19 protein-coding genes and 1 tRNA gene are annotated in these 21,532 nt (G+C 70.4%); 5 read left to right on the forward strand and 15 right to left on the reverse strand.

What is annotated here, in order from left to right; genetic code table 11:
- Positions 1–25 precede the first annotated feature (25 nt).
- The 9 genes from GGQ83_RS13470 to GGQ83_RS13510 all read right to left on the reverse strand — a co-directional run bounded on the left by GGQ83_RS13470 (position 26) and on the right by GGQ83_RS13510 (position 10,284).
- Positions 26–304, reverse strand: a complete 279-nt coding sequence (locus GGQ83_RS13470; RefSeq protein ID WP_184384844.1) for a DUF1427 family protein — start codon at positions 302–304, stop codon at positions 26–28.
- Positions 305–438: 134 nt separating this feature from the next.
- A complete protein-coding gene (locus GGQ83_RS13475; RefSeq protein ID WP_184384846.1) occupies positions 439–1,281 on the reverse strand; it encodes an alpha/beta fold hydrolase in 843 nt (280 codons plus the stop codon).
- 160 nt (positions 1,282–1,441) lie between these two features.
- Positions 1,442–2,104: a hydrolase gene (locus GGQ83_RS13480; RefSeq protein WP_184384848.1), complete on the reverse strand. Its 663-nt coding sequence runs from the start codon at positions 2,102–2,104 to the stop codon at positions 1,442–1,444.
- Between the two features lie 180 nt (positions 2,105–2,284).
- On the reverse strand, positions 2,285–2,632 hold the full coding sequence (locus GGQ83_RS13485) for a response regulator transcription factor (RefSeq protein WP_207018224.1): 348 nt from the start codon (positions 2,630–2,632) through the stop codon (positions 2,285–2,287).
- Between the two features lie 186 nt (positions 2,633–2,818).
- Complete coding sequence (locus GGQ83_RS13490) at positions 2,819–3,442, reverse strand: response regulator transcription factor (protein ID WP_184384851.1); 624 nt, start codon at positions 3,440–3,442, stop codon at positions 2,819–2,821.
- The gene (locus GGQ83_RS13495) at positions 3,439–5,019 is read right to left on the reverse strand and encodes a sensor histidine kinase (protein ID WP_207018237.1); all 1,581 of its coding nucleotides are present in this window, start codon (positions 5,017–5,019) and stop codon (positions 3,439–3,441) included. Before GGQ83_RS13495 ends, GGQ83_RS13490 begins: the two co-directional genes overlap by 4 nt.
- A gap of 430 nt (positions 5,020–5,449) precedes the next feature.
- Positions 5,450–5,851 carry a RidA family protein gene (locus GGQ83_RS13500; protein WP_184384853.1) on the reverse strand — a complete coding sequence of 134 codons (402 nt, stop codon included), beginning with the start codon at positions 5,849–5,851 and terminating at the stop codon, positions 5,450–5,452.
- 37 nt (positions 5,852–5,888) lie between these two features.
- Entirely contained in the window at positions 5,889–9,071 is a 3,183-nt protein-coding gene (locus GGQ83_RS13505; RefSeq protein ID WP_184384855.1) for an efflux RND transporter permease subunit, read from the reverse strand.
- A 31-nt stretch (positions 9,072–9,102) separates the two neighbouring features.
- Positions 9,103–10,284: an efflux RND transporter periplasmic adaptor subunit gene (locus GGQ83_RS13510; RefSeq protein ID WP_242535150.1), complete on the reverse strand. Its 1,182-nt coding sequence runs from the start codon at positions 10,282–10,284 to the stop codon at positions 9,103–9,105.
- Positions 10,285–10,394: 110 nt separating this feature from the next.
- On the opposite strand from GGQ83_RS13510, the gene GGQ83_RS13515 reads away from it, so the two are divergent.
- Both GGQ83_RS13515 and GGQ83_RS13520 read left to right on the forward strand, forming a co-directional pair.
- Complete coding sequence (locus GGQ83_RS13515; RefSeq protein WP_184384857.1) at positions 10,395–11,024, forward strand: TetR/AcrR family transcriptional regulator; 630 nt, start codon at positions 10,395–10,397, stop codon at positions 11,022–11,024.
- 66 nt (positions 11,025–11,090) lie between these two features.
- A complete protein-coding gene (locus tag GGQ83_RS13520; RefSeq protein WP_184384859.1) occupies positions 11,091–12,092 on the forward strand; it encodes an LLM class flavin-dependent oxidoreductase in 1,002 nt (333 codons plus the stop codon).
- A gap of 6 nt (positions 12,093–12,098) precedes the next feature.
- On the opposite strand, the gene GGQ83_RS13525 is transcribed toward GGQ83_RS13520, so the two are convergent.
- The gene (locus GGQ83_RS13525; protein ID WP_184384861.1) at positions 12,099–12,728 is read right to left on the reverse strand and encodes a histidine phosphatase family protein; all 630 of its coding nucleotides are present in this window, start codon (positions 12,726–12,728) and stop codon (positions 12,099–12,101) included.
- A gap of 183 nt (positions 12,729–12,911) precedes the next feature.
- Here GGQ83_RS13525 and GGQ83_RS13530 point away from each other — a divergent pair, with 183 nt between their 5' ends.
- The gene (locus GGQ83_RS13530) at positions 12,912–13,598 is read left to right on the forward strand and encodes a haloacid dehalogenase type II (protein WP_184384863.1); all 687 of its coding nucleotides are present in this window, start codon (positions 12,912–12,914) and stop codon (positions 13,596–13,598) included.
- Between the two features lie 26 nt (positions 13,599–13,624).
- On the opposite strand, the gene GGQ83_RS13535 is transcribed toward GGQ83_RS13530, so the two are convergent.
- From GGQ83_RS13535 to trxB, 4 genes are all read right to left on the reverse strand, one after another.
- Positions 13,625–13,701: transfer RNA gene (locus GGQ83_RS13535), tRNA-Pro, on the reverse strand.
- Between the two features lie 33 nt (positions 13,702–13,734).
- Positions 13,735–15,942, reverse strand: coding sequence for a putative bifunctional diguanylate cyclase/phosphodiesterase (locus GGQ83_RS13540; protein WP_184384865.1), 2,208 nt, complete (start codon positions 15,940–15,942; stop codon positions 13,735–13,737).
- 458 nt (positions 15,943–16,400) lie between these two features.
- On the reverse strand, positions 16,401–17,294 hold the full coding sequence (locus tag GGQ83_RS13545) for a LysR family transcriptional regulator (protein WP_184384867.1): 894 nt from the start codon (positions 17,292–17,294) through the stop codon (positions 16,401–16,403).
- Entirely contained in the window at positions 17,294–18,301 is a 1,008-nt protein-coding gene (gene trxB, locus GGQ83_RS13550; RefSeq protein ID WP_184384869.1) for a thioredoxin-disulfide reductase, read from the reverse strand. Before trxB ends, GGQ83_RS13545 begins: the two co-directional genes overlap by 1 nt.
- Before the next feature lie 72 nt (positions 18,302–18,373).
- On the opposite strand from trxB, the gene GGQ83_RS13555 reads away from it, so the two are divergent.
- Together GGQ83_RS13555 and GGQ83_RS13560 are read left to right on the forward strand one after the other, a co-directional pair.
- Positions 18,374–18,883: an Lrp/AsnC family transcriptional regulator gene (locus tag GGQ83_RS13555; protein ID WP_184384871.1), complete on the forward strand. Its 510-nt coding sequence runs from the start codon at positions 18,374–18,376 to the stop codon at positions 18,881–18,883.
- A 188-nt stretch (positions 18,884–19,071) separates the two neighbouring features.
- Entirely contained in the window at positions 19,072–20,154 is a 1,083-nt protein-coding gene (locus GGQ83_RS13560; RefSeq protein WP_184384873.1) for an OmpA family protein, read from the forward strand.
- Positions 20,155–20,288: 134 nt separating this feature from the next.
- Here GGQ83_RS13560 and GGQ83_RS13565 read toward each other — a convergent pair whose 3' ends face one another.
- Positions 20,289–21,527 (reverse strand): threonine ammonia-lyase, encoded by a 1,239-nt coding sequence (locus GGQ83_RS13565; RefSeq protein ID WP_184384875.1) that lies wholly within the window; start codon positions 21,525–21,527, stop codon positions 20,289–20,291.
- Between the last annotated feature and the right edge of the window lie 5 nt (positions 21,528–21,532).

A 21,532-nucleotide genomic window follows, 5' to 3' on the forward strand; every position in this document is an offset into this window, starting at 1 on the left:
GCCTCCTGGCAGTCGTGGCTTCCGGTCAGGCAAGCGGCGGGGGTTGCGACGGGTCGTCCGGCCTCGTGTTTCGCCCTGGCAGTTGTCCCAGCACGTGCTGCGAGCAATCGGCCAGGCCGATCGAGGCGAGCAGGGATTCGCCGTTCATCAGGTGGCGCACGACCGGAACGAGCTGTTCACCGACCAGGATGCCCAGCAGGCCGAGCAGGGCCACGACCGGGGGCGCCGGCGAGCGGACGCCGAGCAGGCTGTAGACCACGCCGACGAGCAGGCCGGCGCCGAGCGAAGCGAGGTACATGGTCATGCGCGCGCTCCTCGAGCGTCAGGGGATCAGCACGACGCGGCCGAGGATCTTGTTGTCCTCGGCATGGCGATGGCCGGCGGCGATCTCGGGGAGTGCGAAACGCCGCCGCGCCGATGGTTTCGCACCCCGCGGGGTCAGGCCGCATCGCGTACGAAGGCGAGGAGGTCGCGGTTCAGCACATCGGCATTCACCGTCAGCATCCCGTGCGAGAAGCCCGGATAGCTCTTCAGCGTGCCATTCTTCAGCAGCTTGACCGCGATCCTGGCCGAACTGTCGATCGGCACGATCTGGTCGTCCTCGCCGTGCATCACCAGCGTGGGCACGCTGATCACCTTCAAATCCTCGGTCTGGTCGGTCTCGGAGAAGGCCTTGATGCCCTCGTAATGCGCCTTGGCGCTGCCGATCATGCCCTGCCGCCACCAGTTCTGGATCACGCCCTCGTGCACCGTGGCGCCGGGGCGGTTGAAACCGTAGAACGGGCCGGAGGGCAGGTCGCGGAAGAACTGCGCGCGATTGGCTGCGAGTGCCGCGCGCAGGCCGTCGAACACCTCCATCGGCAGCCCGCCCGGATAGGCCGCGGTCTTCAGCATGATGGGCGGGATGGCGGCGACCAGCACGGCCTTGGCGACGCGCCCGGCGGGCTCGCCATGCTTCGCCACATAGCGCGCGACCTCGCCGCCGCCGGTGGAGTGCCCGATATGCACAGCGTTGCGCAGGTCGAGGTGCTCGGCCACGGCGAAGGCATCCGCCGCGTAGTGGTCCATGTCATGGCCGTCCGAGACCTGGGCCGAGCGGCCATGGCCGCGCCGGTCATGCGCGACGACGCGGTAGCCGTTGTGCAGGAAGAACAGCAGCTGCGCGTCCCAGTCGTCGGAGGAGAGCGGCCAGCCGTGGTGGAACACGATGGGCTGGGCGTCCCGCGGACCCCAGTCCTTGTAAAAAATCTCGACGCCGTCGGAGGTGGTCACGATGGGCATGGTGGCTGGTCCTTCCGGGTTGGGATTGCTCTGTGCCTGGGCAGCCCGCGGCAACCCGGCGGGAGCGACCATCGCGGCCGCCCCGGTTCCATCGCCTGCCGCCGGCCCGGTGGCAGGCACAGGGCGACGAAGTGTCGTCCCGCTGACGCCGCAGCTCGGCTCAATGGCCTTCGGAGGCCCCGAACATCCTCTTGGCGTAGGTGATCCCGAGGCCGTAGGCGCCACCGAGCTGTCGCGCGATGCCGGTCGTCAGCTCGTAGGTCTCGCCACGTGCCCAGTCGCGCTGCAGCTCCAGCAGGTACTGCAGGGAGGTCATGGGCTGCGCGCCCGCCTGGACCATGCGGTCCATGGCGCGGTCATGCGCCTCGGCCGAGATGTCGCCGCATGCATCGGCGATGACATAGACCTCGAACCCCTGATCAATGGCCGAGAGCGCCGGGCCCACGATGCACACCGAGGTCCAGAGACCGGCGAGCACGAAGCGCGGCTTGCCCAGGCGGTTGACCTCGGCGATCACGGCCGCGTCTTCCCAGGTGTTCATGCTGGTGCGGTCGAGCATGGGCTTGCCGGGGAAGGCGTCCGCGATCTCGTCGAACATCGGACCGGAGAAGCTGCTTTCCGCGACCGTCGTCAGGATGGTCGAGACACCGAAGCCCTGCGCCGCACGCGCGACGAGGGCGGCGTTGTTGCGCAGCGCCACGGCGTCGATCGACTTCGTCGCGAAGGCCATCTGGGACTGGAAGTCGATCATGATCAAGGTGTGGTCGTTCGGCGTCAGCAGCTGCTTCCCTGGGGTTGTCGTGGCTTCGGGGATCGCCTGCATAGAATCGCTCCATCTTCGGAGAGGCGGGCAGCCGGAGCGCGGATGCGCTCGGCCGGGACGCCTCTGCATGGGCGGAGATTGGAAAAGCAGGCCGGGTGGGAGCAATTGTCCCATGGTATCGAGCGCATTGAATCTGTGGCTACCAGGGGCAGGCTCCCCGCGGCACGAGGCCAAGTGCGGTCAGGCCCGACGCGCAATCGCCGAACGGATGCACGCGAGCAGCACGTCAGGCCGCACCGGCTTGGGCAGGTAGCAGCGCACCCCCGCATCAAGCGCGCTGCTTCGGGACGCCTCGGTCGCGTGTGCGGTCATGATGATGGTTGGCACCGGCGTGCCGCTGCCGAGCAGATGCCGATACAGATCAAGCCCCCCCATGCCAGGCATCCGCATATCCACGATCAGGCAGGCGGTCACAGCAAGGTCGCTGGATTGCAGGAAAGCCGAAGCACTCCGGAACTCCGCCACCGCATAGCCCAGCGATCGGACCAGTGCGGCAACCGCCTCGCAGGCCGCCTCGTCGTCGTCCACGATCGCCACGAGAGGTGTACTGTCCATCCTGCCCTTTGCCGATGGCGCCGGTCTTCCGTCCCTTCGCAGATCCGCGTCTGGCCCGGCATGCGACGGCGCGCGGGCGTCGCTGCCACGCGGGACGATCCCGCCGACCCATCCTCGGTCCGTGGATCGGGTCGCAGCAACTATACCAAGGTATGCGGCCTAGACGTTCCGGCCGTCGGCGGACAATCGGTCAGCCATGCGCACCAGTTCCGGCAGTGACCTGGCCTGCATCTTCGCCATCACCTGGGCGCGGTGGACCTTCACCGTCACCTCCGCAAGCTCGAGCTCCGCGGCAATCTGCTTGTTCATCTGCCCGGCGGCGACAAGCGCCATGACCTCGCGCTCCCTGGCGGTCAGCGAGTCGAAGCGTCCCCGCAAGGCGGCCAGTGCGGTGGCGGCGGCACGGCGGTCACTGTCGAGTTCAAGGGCGCGATGCACCGCATCAAGGAGATCCTGATCTCGGAACGGCTTGGTGAGGAACTCGATCGCCCCGGCCTTCATCGCGGCCACCGACATGGGGACGTCGCCATGTCCCGTGATGAAGACGATCGGAAGCAGGATCCCGTCCGCCACAAGCTGTCGTTGCAGGTCAAGCCCGCTTTGGCCCGGCAACCGCACGTCGAGCACGAGGCATCCCACCGCATCCGCAAGGCGCTGACGGTGCTCGAGCAGGTCCCGTGTACACTCGAACGCCTCCACCACATGGCCCACGGAGCGCAGCAGGCTTTGCAGCGCCTCGCGGAGCGCCAGATCATCATCCACGATGAAGACGACGGATGTCATCGGACGGGCTCCTTGGCCAAGGCAGCCGGGCTTCCGTCGCAGGGCAATGCGAAGTGGAAAACCGCGCCGCGGGGGGCATTCTCGGAGGCCCATAGCCGGCCGCCATGCGCGTCAAGGATCAGGCGGGAGACGGTCAGTCCCACGCCCAGGCCGTTGGGCTTCGTCGTGAAGAATGGCTGGAAGAGGCGGTCTGCGTGCTCTGGAGGAAGGCCGATCCCGGAATCGGCAACCGAGACGATCACCTCACCGGCCGACATGGCCGTGGATCTGACCAGAAGGACCCGCTCGCCGCTGGTCACCGACCTCATGGCGTCGATGGCATTCGTGACGAGGTTCGCGATGACCTGCTCGATCTGCACCCGGTTCCCCGGCACCCACGGCAGATCCGCGTCCAGGTCGGTCTGCATGACGACATGCGCCGCCCGGCATTCGTCCCTGTAGCAGTCCAGCACGTCGCGAATGAGCTGATTGATGTTGAGTTGCGCGTGGTCCTCCCCGCGCCTGCTGAACGTGGTGCGGATGCCTTCGACCACCTTTCCGGCACGGTGGCCGTCCCGCGCGATGCGCGTGAGCGCGGCGCTCGCCTCATGCACATCGGGCTGCTCCCGCGCCAGCCAGCGCAGGCCGGCATCGGCGTTGGTGACCATGCTGGCCAGCGGCTGGTTGATCTCGTGCGCGACGGCGGCCGAGAAGGCCTGCAACGTCACGAGCCTGTCCTCGTTCGCACGGCGCTCGGCCGCGGCGGACCGGGCAAGCCTGGCGGAGAGGGACGCGGCCTCGGCCAGCAGCAGGATCAGGATCACGCTCGCGGCGGTGAGGCTGTAGAGCCGGCCCGCCCACCAGCCGACGCTGAATTGCAGGCCGGCGCTGACGAATGACAGCAGGAACAGGTCGATCGTGAGGGCGCAGATGACCACCAGCAGGCAGAGATCCAGGACCGATCGTCCCAACAGCCCGAGCAGCACGATCAGCACCGCATACAGGACAAGGGCGACGACAGGCACGTACATCCAGACATGGGTGATCCGCCGGCTGTCATCCACGAAACGCGGCAGCAGGTCATGGTTGCCGAGGATGATCCAGGTGACGCCGGCGACCACTGCCGCGACCGCCGCGATGGACCCGACGATCAACGCTGGAACCAGCCTGCCAGCAGGCACTTCCCTGGCGCCCCGCAGCATGGCGTATGCCAGCAGGAAAAGGGGGCAGCCGATGCGTCGCATCGCGGCGATCGAAGCCGTCGTCTGCTGCCCTGCCTCGGCAAGTCCCAGCGATGCGAGCACGGTGGGGAAGGAGAGCGCCCAGGGAACGGCCATGAAACCCGAGTAGAGATAGGCGATGGCCAGCACCAGGATCGCCGGGGACCGCTGGACGGCGAACAGCGACAGGAGCAGCGCCGCGGTGATCATCTCCGTGGTGAAGACCGCGGCGGTATAGGCCAGCACCATGGGCTCGCTGCCTTCGAGCCTGTTCCGCGCGAAGGGCGCGACCAGCAGCATCGCGCCCAGGAGAACGGCGATCACACCGAGTGCGAAGAATTTCTGGTCCCTGTTCGGTGGGGAATTGGAGACCAGCAACGCCTGATCGTTCCGCCCCCCTGGGCTGGCTGGTTCCACCTGTGTCCCCGGTCTTGTGATCTTGACCCCGCTGCTGCCAGCAAGGCGGCCGCAATACGCGCCATCTATACACCAAGGTCATGTTCGCCGAGCAACCGATGCATGGCACGTGCCGATCGGCCCGACCAGCCTGGCCGCGGCAGCACCACAATTTCGGAGGCTGTACCAGACGAGGAGGATCGTACGAGTGCGGCCCCCCCCTGCCGGACTGAACCGCCCGGGTTTGCCGGAAGCGTCAACCAACTCGGCCATTTCGCGCTGACCGCTCAGCTCATGCCGCTGCTGATGCGGGGAAGGGACCGGCCTGGCGGGAAGCCCCCTTCACGCCGACGGCAAGACAGGCGCGGCGCGGAGGCGCCGGCCCGTCACAGCGTGCGCGCGTGCGGCAAGGTTATGCGGCGTCCGGCACGCGCGCGATCACCTTGATCTCGAAGTCGAACCCGGCGAGCCAGGTGACGCCGACCGCCGTCCAGGTGGGATGGGGCGCCTCCGGGAAATTCCGGTTCTTGACCTTCATCACCGTCTCGATCTGCGTGGCGGCGTCGGTGTGGAAGGTGGTCACGTCGAGGATGTCCTCGAAGCCGCACCCCGCCGCCGCGAGCGTGGCCTTGAGGTTGTCGAAGGCACGCTCGACCTGGCGCTCGAAGTCGGGCTCGGCGCTGCCGTCCTCGCGGCTGCCGACCTGGCCGGAGACGAACAGCAGGTCACCGGAGCGGATAGCGGCCGAATAGCGGTGCTTCTCGTAGAGGGCCTGGCGATCGGGCGAGGGGAAGAAGGCTTGGCGCCTGGTCATGTTTCGGTTCCTTCCGTGTGGCGGGGAAGCGGGGGCGTCATGCCTCGCGCTCCGTGTGGCCGGTCGCCGAGGCGACGGGCGCAGGCGTGCCCCGTCGCCGCGCCAGCGCGCGCGCGACGACGTAGAACACCGGCGTGAACAGCAGCCCGAAGAGGGTCACGCCCAGCATGCCGTAGAACACCGCGACACCCAGGCTCTGCCGCATCTCCGCCCCCGCGCCGGTGGCGATGGTCAGCGGCAGCACGCCCAGGATGAAGGCGAGGCTCGTCATCAGGATCGGGCGCAGCCGGGTGCGCGCGGCGGCCACAGCGGCATCCCAGCGGCTCGCGCCCTCGGCCTCCGCCTGGCGGGCGAATTCCACGATCAGGATGGCGTTCTTGGCGGCGAGACCCACCAGCACCACCAGCCCCACCTGCACCAGCACGTTGTTGTCCAGGCCTGCGTAGCGAACGCCCAGTAGTGCCGCCAGCACCGACATGGGCGCGATCAGCACGATGGCGAGCGGCAGCAGCCAGCTCTCATACATGGCGGCCAGCACGAGGAAGACGAAGACCACGGCGAGGCCGAAGGCGATGGGCGCGGTATTGCCCACCAGCTTCTCCTGCAGCGCCATCTCCGTCCATTCATAGGTGAAGCCCTCCGGCAGGGCTTCCGCCAGCACGCGCTCCATCAGCGCGATGGCCTGACCGGTGGAGACGCCCGGCATGGCCGCCCCCTGCAATTCCACCGCGGGGAACAGGTTGTAGCGCGGCATGCGATAGGGGCCGGAGGTCTCCTGGAAGGTGGCGAGGCTGCCCAGCGGCACCATCGCACCGCTCTCGCTGCGCGTCCGCAGCCGGGCGATGTCCTCGATGCCGGTGCGATACGGCGCGTCGGCCTGGGCGGTCACGCGCCAGGTGCGGCCGAGCAGGTTGAAGTCGTTCACGAAGGCGGAGCCGAGATAGACGCCCATCGCCTCGTGCACGCGGCTGACCGGCACACCCAGCATCTCCGCCCGCGCGCGATCAATATGCGTGCGCACCTGCGGCGTGGCGGTGTTGAACAGGCTGAAGGCGAAGGCGATGCCGGGCGTCTGGTTGGCGGCGCCCATCACCGCGTGCAGCGCGGCCTCCATCGCCTGCGGGCCGCGGCCGGCGCGGTCCTGGATCATCAGCTTGAAGCCGCCGCCGGTGCCGATGCCGGGCACCGAGGGCGGGGCGAGGACGAAGACCAGCGCGTCCGGGTCGCCCATCAGCCGGCCCTGCAGGTCGGCCAGGATGCCGCCGGCGGTGAGGCCCTGCGCGGAGCGTTGCTCGAAGGGCTCCAGGCTCGCGAAGATCACGCCCGAATTGGGGGCGTTGGTGAAGGTGGCGCCGTCGAAGCCCACGAAGGCCACGGCGCTCGCGACACCCGGCGTCGCCATGATGGCATCCGAGGCGCGCCGCACCACGGCATCGGTGCGCGAGAGGTTGGCGCCGGGCGGCAGCTGGAAGGCCGCGATGAAGTAGCCGCGGTCCAGCGGCGGAATGAGGCCGGTGGGCGTGGCCGTCACGGTCCAGCCCGTGGCCGCCAGCAGCCCGCCATAGATCAGCATGAGCAGCACGGGGATGCGCACCAGCCGCCGCGTGAGCCCGCCATAGCCGATGGACATGCGGTCGAAGAGCCAGTTGAAGCCGCGCGCGAAGGCGCCGAAGGGCCGCAGCAGAAGCGGACGCGGCCCCGCGTGATGCGCGTGCGGCTTGAGCATGATGGCCGCCAGTGCCGGCGACAGCGTGAGCGAGACGATGGCGGAGAAGATGGTGGCCACCGAGATGGTCACCGCGAACTGCTGATAGAAGGCGCCGGAGATGCCGGGGATGAAGGCCGTCGGCACGAAGACCGCGACCAGAACCAGCGCGATGGCGATGAGGGCGAAGCCCACCTCGTCCATCGTCCGGCGCGCGGCCTCGATCGGCGAGAGACCCTCACCCATGTGCCGCTCCACATTCTCCACCACCACGATGGCGTCATCCACCACGATGCCGATGGCGAGGATCAGCCCGAACATGGTCAGTGTGTTCAGCGTGAAGCCCAGCGCCAGCAGCACCGCGAAGGTGCCGATGATGGAGACCGGGATGGCCAGCAGGGGAATGATGGCCGCGCGCCAGTTCTGCAGGAACAGGACGACCACCAGCACGACCAGCAGCACCGCCTCGGCGAAGGTGACGAGCACCGCCTGCATGCTCTGCGCGATGAAGCGCGTCGGGTCATAGACGATGCTGTAGCCGATGCCGGCGGGGAAGCTGCGCGCCGCCTCCTCCATGCTCGCCCGGACGGCCGCGGCCGTGTCCAGCGCGTTGCTCCCCGGGCGCTGGAAGAGCACGATGGCGGTGGCGAGCTGGTTGTTCAGCAGCGCGTTCACCGTGTAGTCGTTCGCGCCGATCTCGACGCGCGCCACGTCGCGCAGGCGCAGCGGCGCGCCGCCTTCGCCGGTCGCGATGACCTGCTCGCCGAACGCCTCCGGCGTGGCGAGGCGGCCTTGCGTCAGCACCGCGAATTCGAAGGCGCCGGCCGTCTCGGCGCGGGGCGCCTGGCCCAGCGCGCCGGCGGCCACCTGCACATTGGTCGCGCGCAGCGCCTGCACCACCTCGCCCGCGGTCAGCCCGCGCGCGGCAATCCGGTCGGGGTCGAGCCAGACGCGCATGGCGTAGTCGCGCGCGCCGAACATCTGCGTGTCACCGATGCCCTCGATGCGCGCCAGGCGGTCGCGGATGTTCAGCGTGGCGTAGTTGGAGATGTATTCATGGTCCCGGCTGCCATCGGGCGAGGTGACATGGATCACCAGGAGGAAATCCGGGCTCGCCTTGCGCACGGTGATGCCGAGGCGGCGCACCTCCTCCGGCAGGCGCGGCTCGGCCACCGCCACGCGGTTCTGCACCAGCACCTGCGCCTGGTCCCCATCCACGCCCTGGCGGAAGACGACGGTGACGGTGAGCCGCCCATCGCCCGTCGCCTGGGAGGAGACGTAGAGCAGCCCGTCCACGCCGTTCACCTCCTGCTCGATGGGGCCGGCCACGGTCTCGGCGATCGTCTCGGCGGTGGCGCCGGGATACATCGCGGTGATGGTCACGCTGGGCGGCGCGATCTCGGGGTATTCGGACACCGGCAGCCGGAAGGCCGTAATGGCGCCGATCAGCGTGATCGCGATGGAGATCACCGCGGCGAAGACCGGGCGGTCAATGAAGAAGCGGGCGAAGCGCATCGGGGCGGCCTTTGACGGGGACGGTGAAGGGTCAGCGCTGGGCGGCGGCGGCGAAGGGGCCGGGGCCGATATTCCCGGGCTCCGCCGTCACCCGCATGCCGGGGCGCGCGCGGTGCAGGCCGCCGATGATGACGCGGTCCCCGGGTGCCAACCCGCTGCGGACCACGCGCAGCCCCTCGCTGAGCTGTCCGAGGCGCACCTGGCGCGGCGTCACCGTGCCGTCGGGGGCCACGGTCAGCACCATGCGCCCGGTCTGGTCGGCCATGACGGCGGCGTCGGGCACCAGCAGCGCCGGTTCCTCGCCGGTCGAGAGGCGGATGCGGGCGAAGCCGCCGGGCGTCAGGAACAGGTCCGGGTTGGGCATCACTGCGCGGATGCGGATGGTGCCGCTGCGCGGGTCGAAGGCGCTGTCCACGAAGTCCACGCGGCCCTCGCGGCTGAACTCGGCCTCATCCAGCAGGCGGAGCTGGATGGGCAGGCTCGCGCCGCGCAGCCCGGCGCGGGCGGAGCGCGCCTGGCGGAGATACTCGGCCTCGCTCGCGTCGAAGGTGACGTAGACGGGGTCCAACGCCAGCAGCGTCGTCATCGCGGTGGCACCCTGCTGCACCAGGTTGCCGGCATCCACCCGGCGGTCGCTGACGCGGCCGGGGCGCGGGGCGCGGATTTCGGAGAATTCGAGGTCCAGCGCCGCCTGGCGCTCGGCGGCCTGGGCGGCGGCCAGCCCGGCCTCGGCCTCACGCAGATTGGCGCGGCGGGTGTCGATCTCCGCCTGGGGGGCGATGCGGCTGGCGGCGAGGGGCTCGTAGCGCGCCACCTGCTGCCGCGCGAGGAGGACGCGTGCCTGGTTGCGGGCCACCTCGGCGCGCGCATTCTCCAGCGCGATGGTGAAAGGGCGCTGGTCCAGCGTGAACAGCAGGTCGCCGGCGCGGACGATGGCGCCGTCGGTGAAATGCACCTCCGCCACCTGGCCGGAGACGCGCGGGCGGATTTCGACGCGCGCGGAGGGCTCGATGCGGGCGGTGTGTTCCTGCCACTCGGTCACGGGGCGCGAGAGAGGTGCCGCCACGGTGACGGAGGGCGGCGCGGGCTGCGCCAGCGCCATGGGCGCGGCGACTATCATGGCGGCGCCCACCGCCGCGCCCTGGAAGCGGGACAGCCAGGACAGCCATAGGCTATCGTCTTGCGTGAAGGCCTTGCGCGTGGGGGGGGTCATGGCCTATCTCCTGATGATACCGACCGGTTCGTATCAGATAGAGTTACCGGTCAGTATCAGCAAGTGACCATTTTGCGTTGCCGCATGAACTTTAGGCAAGGAGGATCGAGATGCCCGGCGACACCGCCGCCCAGCCGCCCGCTGCCCATCCCCCCGCTGCGAAGCCCCCCGCTGCCAAGCCCAGCGCGGCCGACCGCATCCAGGACGCGGCGCGGTCCTTGTTCGAGCGTCAGGGCATCCGCGCCACCGGCGTCGAGGAGGTGTGCCGCGTGGCCGGCGCCACGAAGATGAGCCTCTATCGCAGCTTCCCGAGCAAGGACGCGCTGGTCGCCGCCATCCTGGCCGAGGATGCGGCGGAGCATGACGCCTGGGTGGCCGAGAGCGTGGCCAAGGCACCGGATGCCGAGGGCCGCCTGCACGCGCTGATCGAGGCCATGGCCGTCGAGGTCGAGACGCCCGGCGTCTGCGGCTGCCCCATGCTGCTGGCGCAGGCGGAGTTCCGCGACCCGGCGCACCCCACCTACCAGGTGGTGGCCGAGTTCAAGCGCGGCCACCATGCCCGCATCGAGGCCTTGGCCGCGCAGGCGGGGGCCGCGGCGCCCGCGCTGCTGGCGGACCATCTCTCCGTGCTGATCGAGGGCGCCATCGCCGCGCGCAGCTATCTGGGCGAACCGCGCGCGGCGGCGTCACTGCGCCAGTGTGGCGCGGCGCTCATCCGGGCGGCGCTGGGCAGGGGCTGACGGGCGCGCCCCCCCCACGCCACCATCCGGGTTTCCGCGCGCTCCCCCCGTGCCCATATGTTGCAGATGATCCCCATATCCGTCCTCGACCTCGCCCCGGTGCCCGAGGGCAGCGACACTGGCCAGGCCCTCCACAACGCCCTCGATCTCGCCCGGCATGCCGAGGCGGCCGGCTACCGCCGCTACTGGATGGCCGAGCACCACAACATGCCCGGCATCGCGAGCGCCGCCACCGCCGTCGCCCTGGCCCATGTCGCGGCGGGCACGCGGCGCATCCGCATCGGCGCGGGCGGCATCATGCTGCCCAACCACGCGCCGCTTCTCATCGCCGAGCAATTCGGCACCCTGGCCGCGCTGCACCCCGGCCGCGTGGATCTGGGCCTGGGCCGCGCGCCCGGCACCGACCAGGTCGCCGCGCGCGCCATGCGCCGCAACCTCACCGCCGATGTGGACCAGTTCCCGCAGGATGTGATGGAGCTGCTGGCCTATTTCCGCCCCGCCATCCCCGGCCAGGCGCTGCAGGCGGTGCCCGGCGCCGGCGAGGAGGTGGCCGTCTGGATCCTGGGGTCCAGCACCTTCGGCGCGCAGCTCGCGGCCCATCTGGGGCTGCCCTATGCCTTCGCCTCGCACTTCGCGCCGGGGCAGATGATGCAGGCCATCCAGATCTACCGCGAGCGCTTCCGCCCCTCCGAATACCTTGCCGCCCCGCGCGTGATGCTCGGCCTGAACGTCTTCGCGGCCGAGACCGACGCCGAGGCGCGGCGGCTGTTCTCCTCCCTCCAGCAGGCCTTCGTGAACCTGCGCAGCGGCCGGCCGGGCAAGCTGCCGCGGCCGGTGGAGGGGTTCGAGGCAAGCCTCGACCTGCGGGCGCGCGCCACGCTGGACCACGCCCTCGCCTGCTCGGTCGTGGGCGGGCCCGAGACGGTGCGCCACGGCATCGCGGAATTCGTGGCGCGCACCGGCGCGGATGAGCTGATGGTCACCGCGCAGATTCACGACCACGCCGCGCGCGTGCGGTCCTTCGAAATCCTGGCCGAGGTCCATGCCGCGCTGGACGCGGTGGCGTAGCGAAGTTCAGCGCAGCCCGGCCCAATCCCCGGGCCGGATCTGGCCCAGCAGGGTGAAGCCTTCCGCGCCGCCCGGGCGCACCACCCAGGCCACGCCCATCGGCTCGGGATAGATGCCCGTCGCGGCCTCGAAGGGGTCGTCATGGCCGACCAGCACAGTGTTGCGCCCGGCGGGCGGCGCGGCCGAGAGCAGCGGGCGCAACCGGTCGCGCATGGCGGCGCGCTGGGCCGCGCTGTAGTCCTCGGCCGGCTCGAAGTTCAGCGCGGCATCCTGGCGGTGGCGGCCGAAGGCCAGGTCGGCGGTCTGCCAGGCGCGGCAATACTGGCTGCTCACCACCTCCCCCACCGGGATGCCGAGGCGCTGGAAGGCGGCGCCCAGGGCGCGGGCCTGTTGCCAACCTTCCTCGCCCAGCACGCGCTGGGTGGTGCACTGGCCCATCACGGCGCTGACCTGGTCGGCGCCCTCGCGCTCGGTCGGCGCGTGGCGAAGGTAGATCACATGGCCGCCGCGGCGCAGCGCCTCCAGCAGGCGCGCGGGCGGCTCAGGCGCGGCAATGTCGGTGGGCGGGTCGGCGGCGAGGGCAAGGTGCGGCGGCAGGGCGGACAGGGTCAGCGCCAGGAGGGTGCGGCGTTGCATGGCAGGGTCTCCGGGTGGGGAAGGGCACCGGCGGCAGGTTAGTGTTATTGCGAATCAATCGCAATTAGGCCGTCGGCGCGCTTTCCCCTTCCCCCTCCGCCGCCACGCGGCGCAAGCTGCCCCGCCCGCGCCGGAGACCGCCATGACCCCCCGCCAGCCCCGCCCCGCCCTCGGCGCACCGCCATGACCGACGCCGTGCTGGACGATGTCCACGCCTGCGTCTTCGACGCCTATGGCACGTTGTTCGACTTCGCCTCGGCCGCCGCCGCCTGCGCCGATACCCTCGGCCCGCGCGGCCCGGCCCTGACCGCGCTGTGGCGCGACAAGCAGCTGCAATATTCCTGGCTGCGCGGCCTGCAGGGCCTCTACGCCCCCTTCTGGCAGGTGACGGGCGAGGCGCTGGACCACGCGCTGGACGCCATGGACCTCGCCGGGACGCCGGGGCTGAGGGACCGGCTGATGGGCCTCTACCTGAAGCTCGACCCCTTCCCCGAGGTGCCCGCCCTGCTGCCAGCGCTGCGCGGGCGGGGGCAGCGCATGGCCATCCTCTCCAATGGCTCGCCGGATATGCTGGGGCCGGTGGTGGAGAATGCGGGGCTGACGGCGATGTTCGACGCCGTGCTGTCGGTGGACGCGGTCCGGACCTACAAGACCGACCCGCGCGTCTATCGCCTGGTGGAAGATCGCCTGGGCCTGCCGGCCGCGCGAATCGCCTTTCTCTCCTCCAATGCCTGGGACGCGCACGCCGCGGCGGCCTTCGGCATGCAGGTGGTGTGGTGCAACCGCCAGGGCCAGCGGCCGGAGCGGCTGCCGGGCGTCATCGCGCGCGAAATCCGGAACCTGTCAGAACTGCCGGCGCTGTTGGGATAAGGGGCGGGTGCGGGAGGGAGGTGGAGTGGTCGGAGCGGCGGGATTCGAACCCACGACCCCCAGTCCCCCAGACTGATGCGCTACCAGGCTGCGCTACGCTCCGACGGCGCTTCCCTTATCACCCGTGGCGGGGATGTCAAAGAGGGGCAGGGTCACCCAGCGCATGGTCCTGGCGCATGCCCGCCTCGCGCGCCCGTGCGGCCAGCAGCTTGAGCGCGCCCGGCGGCATGGGCGGGCCGGTCAGGTAGCCCTGCACCAGGTCGCAGCCCAGGCGGCGCAATTCCGCCAACTGCGCCGGCGCCTCGACGCCCTCGGCCACCACCTCCAGGCCCAGGCCGTGGCCCAGGTTGATCACGCTGGACACCACCGCGGCCGCCTCGGCCTCCTGGCCCAGGTCGCGGATGAAGCTGCGGTCTATCTTGAGGCGGTCGAAGCGGAAGAGGCGCAGATAGGCCAGCGCCGAGAAGCCCGTGCCGAAATCATCCAGCGCCAGCGCGAATCCCGCGGCGCGCAAGCCGTCCAGCCGGTGCTTCACCGCCACCGTGTCGTCGACCAGCACGCCCTCGGTCACCTCGAACTCGATGCGCGCGGGCGGGACGCCGGCCTCGGCCAGCACGGAAAGCGCCTGGTCCAGGAAGCCGTCGCGGCGCAGCTGCATGACCGAGAGGTTCACCGACAGGCGCGGAATCGCGGGGTCGCGCAGCAGGGCCACCGCCTGGCGCAGCACCAGCAGCGCCACGTCGGAGATCACGCCCATCTCCTCCGCCAGCGGGATGAATTCGGCGGGCGAGATGGCGCCCAGCCGCGGGTCGTCCCAGCGCACCAGCGCCTCGGCCCCGCGCAGCGTGCCCGTGCGCGCGTCGAATTGCGGCTGGTAATGCACATGCAGCAGCCCCTCGCGCAGGGCGCGCAGCAGGGCGGCCTCCATCGCCAGCCGGTGCTCGTGCTGGCGGTCGAGGCGCGGCTCGAACATCAGGGCGCGGCCGCGGCCCTCGCGCTTCGCGGCGTGGGTGGCGGCGTCGGCGTGGCGCAGCAGCGCGTCCAGCGTGGTGCCATGCGCGGGCGACAGCACCATGCCGGCCGAGACGTCGAGCCGGATCTCGCCGCCCTCCAGCAGCACCGCCTGGCGGACGGCCCGGCGCAGCCGCGCGAAGAGACGCAGCGCCGGGCCGCGGGCCTGGGCCGGCATCTCGGCGGGGGCGGACACCAGCAGGACGAACTGGTCGCCCTCCAGACGGAACAGCCGCGCCTGCTCCTGCGTGTCGCGCAGCCATTCGCCCAGGCGCTGGGCGGTGGCGGCGAGAAGACGGTCCCCGGCGGCGTGGCCCAGGCCCATGTTCACACGCTTGAAGCGGTCGAAATCCAGCACCATCAGCAGCATGGGCTGCGCGGCGAGCAAGGCGGGCGCCTCGGCCAGCAGGGCGCGGCGGTTGGGCAGGCCGGTCAGCGCATCGGTGTGGGCGGCGATGGCGGCCTCGCGCTCACGCGCGGCCAGGGCCCGGACGGTGCGGCGCAGCCGCCAGGCGGACCAGAAGGCCGTGAACCCCACCAGCACCACGCCGACCCAGACGAAAGGCAGGACGTCCTGGCGCAGGGCGCCGCCGGGGCGCTGGGCGTCCCAGGCGAGGCGCAACACCGGCGCGCCGGTGGCGTCGGGCAAGGTGAGGGTGGCGAGCCCCTCCTCGGCCAGCACGGGGGCGACGCGCAGCCCCGCCAGCATCTGGGCGCTGGACAGGCCGCGCAGGAAGGCCGGGCTGTCCAGCCAGCGCAGCATGACCACGATGGGCGGCGGCGGCGGTGGCAGGTTCCCGATCTGGGTGGCGGGGATGATGGTGGCCAGCGCCACCTGGGCCGGCCGGCCGGAGAGCCGCGTCGTCAGCAGCAGGCGCAGCCCCTGCCCCTGCGTGGTGCCGAGCGTGGTGGCCTGGGGCCGGTGGGCATTGCGCTGCCCGCGCAGCGCCGCGATGGCCGGCGCCAACTGCGCCAGCATGGGCGCGGCCTGGGCGGGAGGCAGCACCTCGCGCCCCGCCAGCGCCAATTCCAGGAAACCGTCGGGCCGGACCAGCAGCGCCACATCCTGCTGTAGCAGGCCCATATGCCGGGCCAGTTCGCGCTGGGCCCAGCGCGGGTCGGGCTCGGCATGGAGGTTCGCCGCGGCCTCGTCCGAGACGGCGAAGGGTTCGAGCAGACGCAGCGTCTCCTGCCCCTGCAGCTGGATGGCCTGGGCGAGGCGCCGCCCCTCCTCCTCGCGCGCCAAGGCGTCCGCCTGCCAGCCAGCCATCGTCAATGCACCGAGGCCAAGCAGGCCGGCGGCGACCAGGGCGAGCAGAGGCCTGAGCAGCAAGTCGGCCCAGGATGCCGGCACGACGGGGACCGGAATGGGCAGTGGGGCCTCCTGGCCGCTTTTGCGGCCGATGCTGACGTGGCCAGCATACCGGGCACCGAGGATTGCGCGCAATCGCCGTTGAGCCACCAGATATTCCCCAACCGCAAAAACAACAGTGAATTCCACAACCTGCGCGAGCATGTGGTGGCGTAAAAAAAAAGCCCGCCACCCCGGGGGGCGGCGGGCAGTCAATACAGGGAGGCTTCACGTCTGGGAGACGAAGGATCGAAAACGACCCTATCGGCGTCAATCAACCGATACAGGCAATGTAATCGCTCCCGCGTCATGCGGATGTGTCAAATCTTCGGGCCAGTCATGCGCCGGACGAAGGGATTTGCCGCAGAAAAGTCACGCGAAGCACATAAATTCATGCAACCCTGACGGGTATTTTGCGGTGCCCTTGCGCGATGAGCCCGTCACCCTTGGGCCTGGGTCAATTCCGTCACCAGGAAATCCCGGAAGACCGAGACCCGCTTCGACGCCCGCATCTCCTCCGGGTAGACGAAATAGGCGTTGATCTTGGGCGCCTTCAGCTCCGGCAGCACGGCCACCAGCCCGTCCAGCTCCGGCCCCATGTAGTCGGGCATGGCGGCGATGCCGAGGCCCGATTGCACCGCGCGCAGCATGCCGTTCAGGCTGTTCACCTCCACCGAGCCGCGCCGCCCCTGCCCCATCTTGCGGCCGATCTCGGCCAGCCAGTTGATCTCCTCGACCGGCGGGCGGTAGTCGCCCCAGACGATGAGGCGGTGCGCGTCGAGGTCCTCGGGCCGCTGGGGCATGCCCATGCGCTTCAGGTAGTCGGGGCTGCCAACCACCTTCCAGCCGAAGGTGGCCAAATGCCGCTGGATCAGGTCCGGCTGGCGGGGGGCGTGCATGCGGATGGCGACATCCGCCTCGCGCATGGCCAGATCCAGGTCGGCATCATCCAGCACCACCGAGACGTTGATCTCGGGATAGGCCTCCAGGAAGCGGTGCAGGCGCGGGGCGAGCCAGGAACCGCCGAAGCCCGTGGTGGTCGTGATCTTGAGGCGCCCGGCCGGGCGTTCGCGCCCCTCGGTCAGCAGGGCCTCGGTCATGGCGAGCTTGGCGAAGACCTCGCGCACCGTGCGGTTCAGGGTCTCGCCCGCCTCGGTCAGGATCAGGCCGCGCGCGTGGCGGTGGAACAGAGGCACCGAGAGTGCCTCCTCCAGCGCCTGGATCTGCCGCGACACGGCGGATTGCGAGAGGGCAAGCGTCTCGCCCGCATGGGTGAAGGAGCCCGCTTCGGCGACCGCGTGGAAGACGCGCAGCTTGTCCCAGTCGAGCGGCATCACGCGGCCGCCTTCTGGGCGCCGGCCTCGATGCCAGCCAGGAACTTCTCCGCGTCCAGTGCCGCCATGCAGCCCGTGCCGGCGGCGGTCACGGCCTGGCGATAGACATTGTCCGCCACGTCGCCGGCCGCGAAGACGCCGGGGATGCTGGTGCGGGTGCCGCCCGGCGTCACCGCCAGATAGCCGCTCTCGTCCATGTCGAGCTGGCCGCGGAACAGGGCGGTGGCGGGGTCATGGCCGATGGCCACGAAGACGCCGTCCACCGGCAGCTCCCGCCGCTCCCCGGTTTTCGCATGGCGCAGCGCCAGCGCGCGGGCCACGGGGCGGGCGGCCTCCGTGCCCAGGACTTCCTCCGTCACCATGTCCCAGAGCACGGTCACGTTCTCCTTCGCGAAGAGGCGCTGCTGCAGGATGCGCTCGGCCCGCAGCGAATCGCGGCGGTGCACCAGCGTCACGTGCCGCGCCAGGTTCGACAGATAGAGGGCCTCCTCCACCGCGGAATTGCCGCCGCCCACCACGGCCACGTCCTTGCCGCGGAAGAAGAAGCCGTCGCAGGTGGCGCAGGCCGAGACGCCGAAGCCCGACAGGGCGGCCTCGCCCGGGATGCCGAGCCAGCGCGCCTGCGCACCCGTCGCGATGATGATCGAATCGGCCAGGACCACGTCGCCGCCATCCAGCTCGCAGTGGAAGGGCCGCTGGGCCAGGTCCACGCGGGTGACGAGGTCATACTGGATCTCGGTGCCCACATGCTCGGCCTGGGCGCGCATCTGCTCCATCAGCCAGGGGCCCTGGATGGCCTCGGCGAAGCCCGGGTAGTTCTCGACATCCGTCGTGATGGTGAGCTGCCCACCCGGCTGCAGCCCGGCCACGAGCATCGGCTTGAGGCCCGCGCGGGCGGCGTAGATGGCGGCGGTATAGCCGGCGGGCCCGGCGCCGATGATCAGGAGGCGGCGAGAATGAGTTGCGGGCACCTTGGGGCTCCGGCTGCTGGCGTGTCCAAAACGCATATCTGCCCATCTTGGCGCGCGCCACAAGCGGGACGCTTGCAACCGCGCACATCCGCAAGGATATTGCGCGGCATGTCGCCCCAAAGCAACGAAACTCCGACCTCCGCCGCGCTTGACGCGATGGATCTGCGCATCCTGGCCGAACTTCAGGCGGATGGGCGAATCACCAATGTGGAATTGGCGCAGCGGGTGGGGCTCTCCGCGCCCCCCTGCCTGCGCCGCGTGCGCCGGTTGGAGGAGGCGGGGGTGCTGCGCGGCTACCATGCCGAGCTGGACCCGCAGGCGCTGGGCTTCGAGGTGACCTTCTTCGCCATCGTGGGCCTCGAAAGCCAGAAGCTGGCCGTGCTGGACGCCTTCGAGGCCGAGGTCACGGCCTGGCCGGAGGTGCGCGAATGCCACATGATCCGCGGCGGGGGCGACTTCCTGCTGCGCCTGGTCGCGCGCGACACCGCCCATGAGAACGAGCTGACGGGCCGGCTGACCGGGGCGCAAACCGTGCTGCGGGTGCAGACCCTGCAGACCATCCGCATCGGCAAGAACGCGCCCGGCGTGCCGATCTGGCCACTCGCCGACAAGGCCTGACGCGAAAGGCGATTTTCGCGTTGGTTGCACGTTCCGCATAAAATTCATCGCCTGTGGCTCAGGAACGACATTGTGTGCTTGCGGCCACACATGGCGGGAAACCTACCGGAAGCGGGGCGGCAGGCTTGGAACGCCACGCGAATTCGACGCATAAAAACCTGGAGATTCGAAGAACGGAGAGCGGGTAGATGAAAAAGACGATCCTCGGTGCTGCGACGCTGGGCGCGATGGCCCTGGCCGCGACCGGCGCCTCCGCGCAGACGCAGCCGGCCACCGGCTTCTATGTCGGCCTGGGCGTGGGTGCGAACTTCCATTCGCATGAAAATGGCAATCTCGGCCCTGTGGGCGGCCGCATCGACTTCCGCACCGGCCATGTGGTGGTGCTGAACGCGGGCTACGCCTTCGGCAACGGCATCCGCGCCGAGATCGAGGCCGCCTACCGCGAGAACCAGGTGGACCACATCTCGGTCGGCGGCGTGCGCGCCAACCGCCAGCAGGGCTGGCTCCGCCAATATGGCGTGATGGGCAACGCCTATTACGACATTCCCGTTGGCGTGAACCTGGGTGGCTTCTCCATCAACCCCTATGTGGGTGCGGGCCTCGGCTTCATGTGGAGCGACTACGACGACGTGCGCGGTGACTTCACCGCCTCGACCGTCGCGGTCATCAAGGGTTCGGGCCGCCTGGCCTTCCAGGGCATCGCGGGCATCGCGGTCGGTCTCGACGCCGTCGCCCCCGGCCTGTCGCTGACCACCGAGTACCGCTACCTGAACACCCGCGAGCGTGACGCCCGTTCGGCGCGCTTCACGCCGACCGAGGTGCGCGGCAGCTTCCGCGGCGACAACCACAACCACGCCGTGCTGCTCGGCCTGCGCTATGCCTTCGGCACGCCGGCGCCCATGCCGGTCGTGGCCCCGGCACCCGCCCCGGCCCCGGCCCCGGCCCGCACCTTCCTGGTCTTCTTCGACTGGGATCGCGCCGACCTGACCGACCGCGCCCGCCAGATCATCGGGGAGGCCGCCACCAACGCCCGCACCGTGTCCTCGACCCGCATCGAGGTCTCGGGCCACGCGGACCGCACCGGTGCCGCCGCCTACAACCAGCGTCTGTCGGTGCGTCGCGCCGAGGCGGTGGCCGCCGAGCTGGTGCGCCGTGGCATCAACCGGAACGAGATCACGATCCAGGGCTTCGGCTTCGATCGTCCGCTCGTGCCCACCGCCCAGGGCGTGCGCGAGCCGCAGAACCGCCGCGTGGAAATCGTCCTGCGCTGAAGCGCGGGACTCTCTTTGCCGGAATTGGAAAGGGGTGCCGAAAGGCGCCCCTTTTTCGTTGGGCGCCGTCACTGCCGACATGAAAAAGGGCGGCCCCGAAGGACCGCCCTGGCAGGGCAAACGGCCATGGTGGCTCAGCCGCGCCGGACCACGTAGCCCCCCGCCTCGCTCGCCGCGATGATGGCGTCGCCCTGGGCGGCATCGCGCACTTCCACCATCAGGTGCAGCTCCGTGCTCTGCACCGTCGGCGCGCCGAAAAGCTGCTGGTGCTTCACCTCGATCACATTGCCGCCCACGTCGGAAATGCGCTTCGAGATGTCGGCCAGCACGCCCGGCCGGTCCGGGATGTCGAAATGCAGGCGCAGGATGCGCCCGTCGCGCAGCAATTGCCGCAGCAGCACGTTGGAGAGCGCGCGCGCGTCAATATTGCCGCCGCAGACGGTGGTGCCCACCACCCTTCCCTTGAAGCGGTCCGGGTGGGTCAGCACGGCGGCGAGGCCCACGGCGCCGGCGCCCTCGGCCACGACCTTGGCGCCCTCGGCGAGCAGGGCGACGGCCTGTTCCACCGCGCGTTCGGGCACCAGCAGCACCTCCACGCCGAGCGACTTCAGGATGGTCACGGCGCGCTCGCCCACATCACGCACCGCGATGCCCTCGGCGATGGTGGGGCCGCCCACCGCGACGGGCTGGCCCGCCAGGCGCTGGGCCATGGCGGGGTAGCCCTCCACCTCCACGCCGAAGACGGGCAGGCCCGGCCGCAGCTCCGCCAGCGCGGTGGCGACGCCCGAGCACAGCCCGCCGCCGCCGACCGGAATGGCCAGCACCTCGATCTCCGGCGCGTCCTCCAGCATTTCCAGCGCCATGGTCCCCTGCCCCGCGATCACGGCCGGGTCGTCATAGGGGTGGATGAAGGTCAGGCCCTCGCGCAGCGCCAGTTCATGGGCGTGGGAGGCGGCCTCGGCCAGGCTCTCGCCGAACAGCACCACGCGCGCCCCCCAGAACTCGGTGCGGACCACTTTGGTGGCGGGGGTGAAGCGCGGCATGACGATGGTGGCGGCGACACCGGCCAGCTGCGCGTGGCGCGCCACCGCCTGGGCGTGGTTGCCGGCCGACATGGCGATGACGCCCGCCGCCTTCTCCCGCGCCGTCAGCAGCGCGAGGCGGTTGGCCGCCCCACGCTCCTTGAAGGCGCCGGTGGCCTGGAGGTTGTCGAGCTTCAGCAGCACCCGCGTGCCGGCGGCGCGGCTGACGGCCGGGTTCTCCAGCGTGGGCGTGCGGATCACGGCGCCCTTGATGCGCTGGGCCGCGGCACGGATGTCGGCGAGGGTGACGGCGGGCTTGGTGCCCAGCGCCACCGCGGCGTCTGCGGACATGTGGG

The sequence above is a fragment of the Roseococcus suduntuyensis genome, from assembly GCF_014196305.1.
GTDB classification, from domain to species: Bacteria; Pseudomonadota; Alphaproteobacteria; order Acetobacterales; family Acetobacteraceae; genus Roseococcus; species Roseococcus suduntuyensis.

Excerpts from the sequence above, each read along its gene's own strand:
- GGQ83_RS13470 (WP_184384844.1), bottom strand. The coding sequence starts at position 304 with ATGACCATGTACCTCGCTTCGCTCGGCGCCGGCCTGCTCGTCGGCGTG.
- GGQ83_RS13475 (WP_184384846.1), bottom strand. The coding sequence starts at position 1,281 with ATGCCCATCGTGACCACCTCCGACGGCGTCGAGATTTTTTACAAGGAC.
- GGQ83_RS13480 (WP_184384848.1), bottom strand. The coding sequence starts at position 2,104 with ATGCAGGCGATCCCCGAAGCCACGACAACCCCAGGGAAGCAGCTGCTG.
- GGQ83_RS13490 (WP_184384851.1), bottom strand. The coding sequence starts at position 3,442 with ATGACATCCGTCGTCTTCATCGTGGATGATGATCTGGCGCTCCGCGAG.
- GGQ83_RS13500 (WP_184384853.1), bottom strand. The coding sequence starts at position 5,851 with ATGACCAGGCGCCAAGCCTTCTTCCCCTCGCCCGATCGCCAGGCCCTC.
- GGQ83_RS13505 (WP_184384855.1), bottom strand. The coding sequence starts at position 9,071 with ATGCGCTTCGCCCGCTTCTTCATTGACCGCCCGGTCTTCGCCGCGGTG.
- GGQ83_RS13510 (WP_242535150.1), bottom strand. The coding sequence starts at position 10,284 with ATGACCCCCCCCACGCGCAAGGCCTTCACGCAAGACGATAGCCTATGG.
- GGQ83_RS13515 (WP_184384857.1), top strand. The coding sequence starts at position 10,395 with ATGCCCGGCGACACCGCCGCCCAGCCGCCCGCTGCCCATCCCCCCGCT.
- GGQ83_RS13520 (WP_184384859.1), top strand. The coding sequence starts at position 11,091 with ATGATCCCCATATCCGTCCTCGACCTCGCCCCGGTGCCCGAGGGCAGC.
- GGQ83_RS13525 (WP_184384861.1), bottom strand. The coding sequence starts at position 12,728 with ATGCAACGCCGCACCCTCCTGGCGCTGACCCTGTCCGCCCTGCCGCCG.
- GGQ83_RS13530 (WP_184384863.1), top strand. The coding sequence starts at position 12,912 with ATGACCGACGCCGTGCTGGACGATGTCCACGCCTGCGTCTTCGACGCC.
- GGQ83_RS13545 (WP_184384867.1), bottom strand. The coding sequence starts at position 17,294 with ATGCCGCTCGACTGGGACAAGCTGCGCGTCTTCCACGCGGTCGCCGAA.
- trxB (WP_184384869.1), bottom strand. The coding sequence starts at position 18,301 with ATGCGTTTTGGACACGCCAGCAGCCGGAGCCCCAAGGTGCCCGCAACT.
- GGQ83_RS13555 (WP_184384871.1), top strand. The coding sequence starts at position 18,374 with ATGTCGCCCCAAAGCAACGAAACTCCGACCTCCGCCGCGCTTGACGCG.
- GGQ83_RS13560 (WP_184384873.1), top strand. The coding sequence starts at position 19,072 with ATGAAAAAGACGATCCTCGGTGCTGCGACGCTGGGCGCGATGGCCCTG.
- GGQ83_RS13565 (WP_184384875.1), bottom strand. The coding sequence starts at position 21,527 with ATGTCCGCAGACGCCGCGGTGGCGCTGGGCACCAAGCCCGCCGTCACC.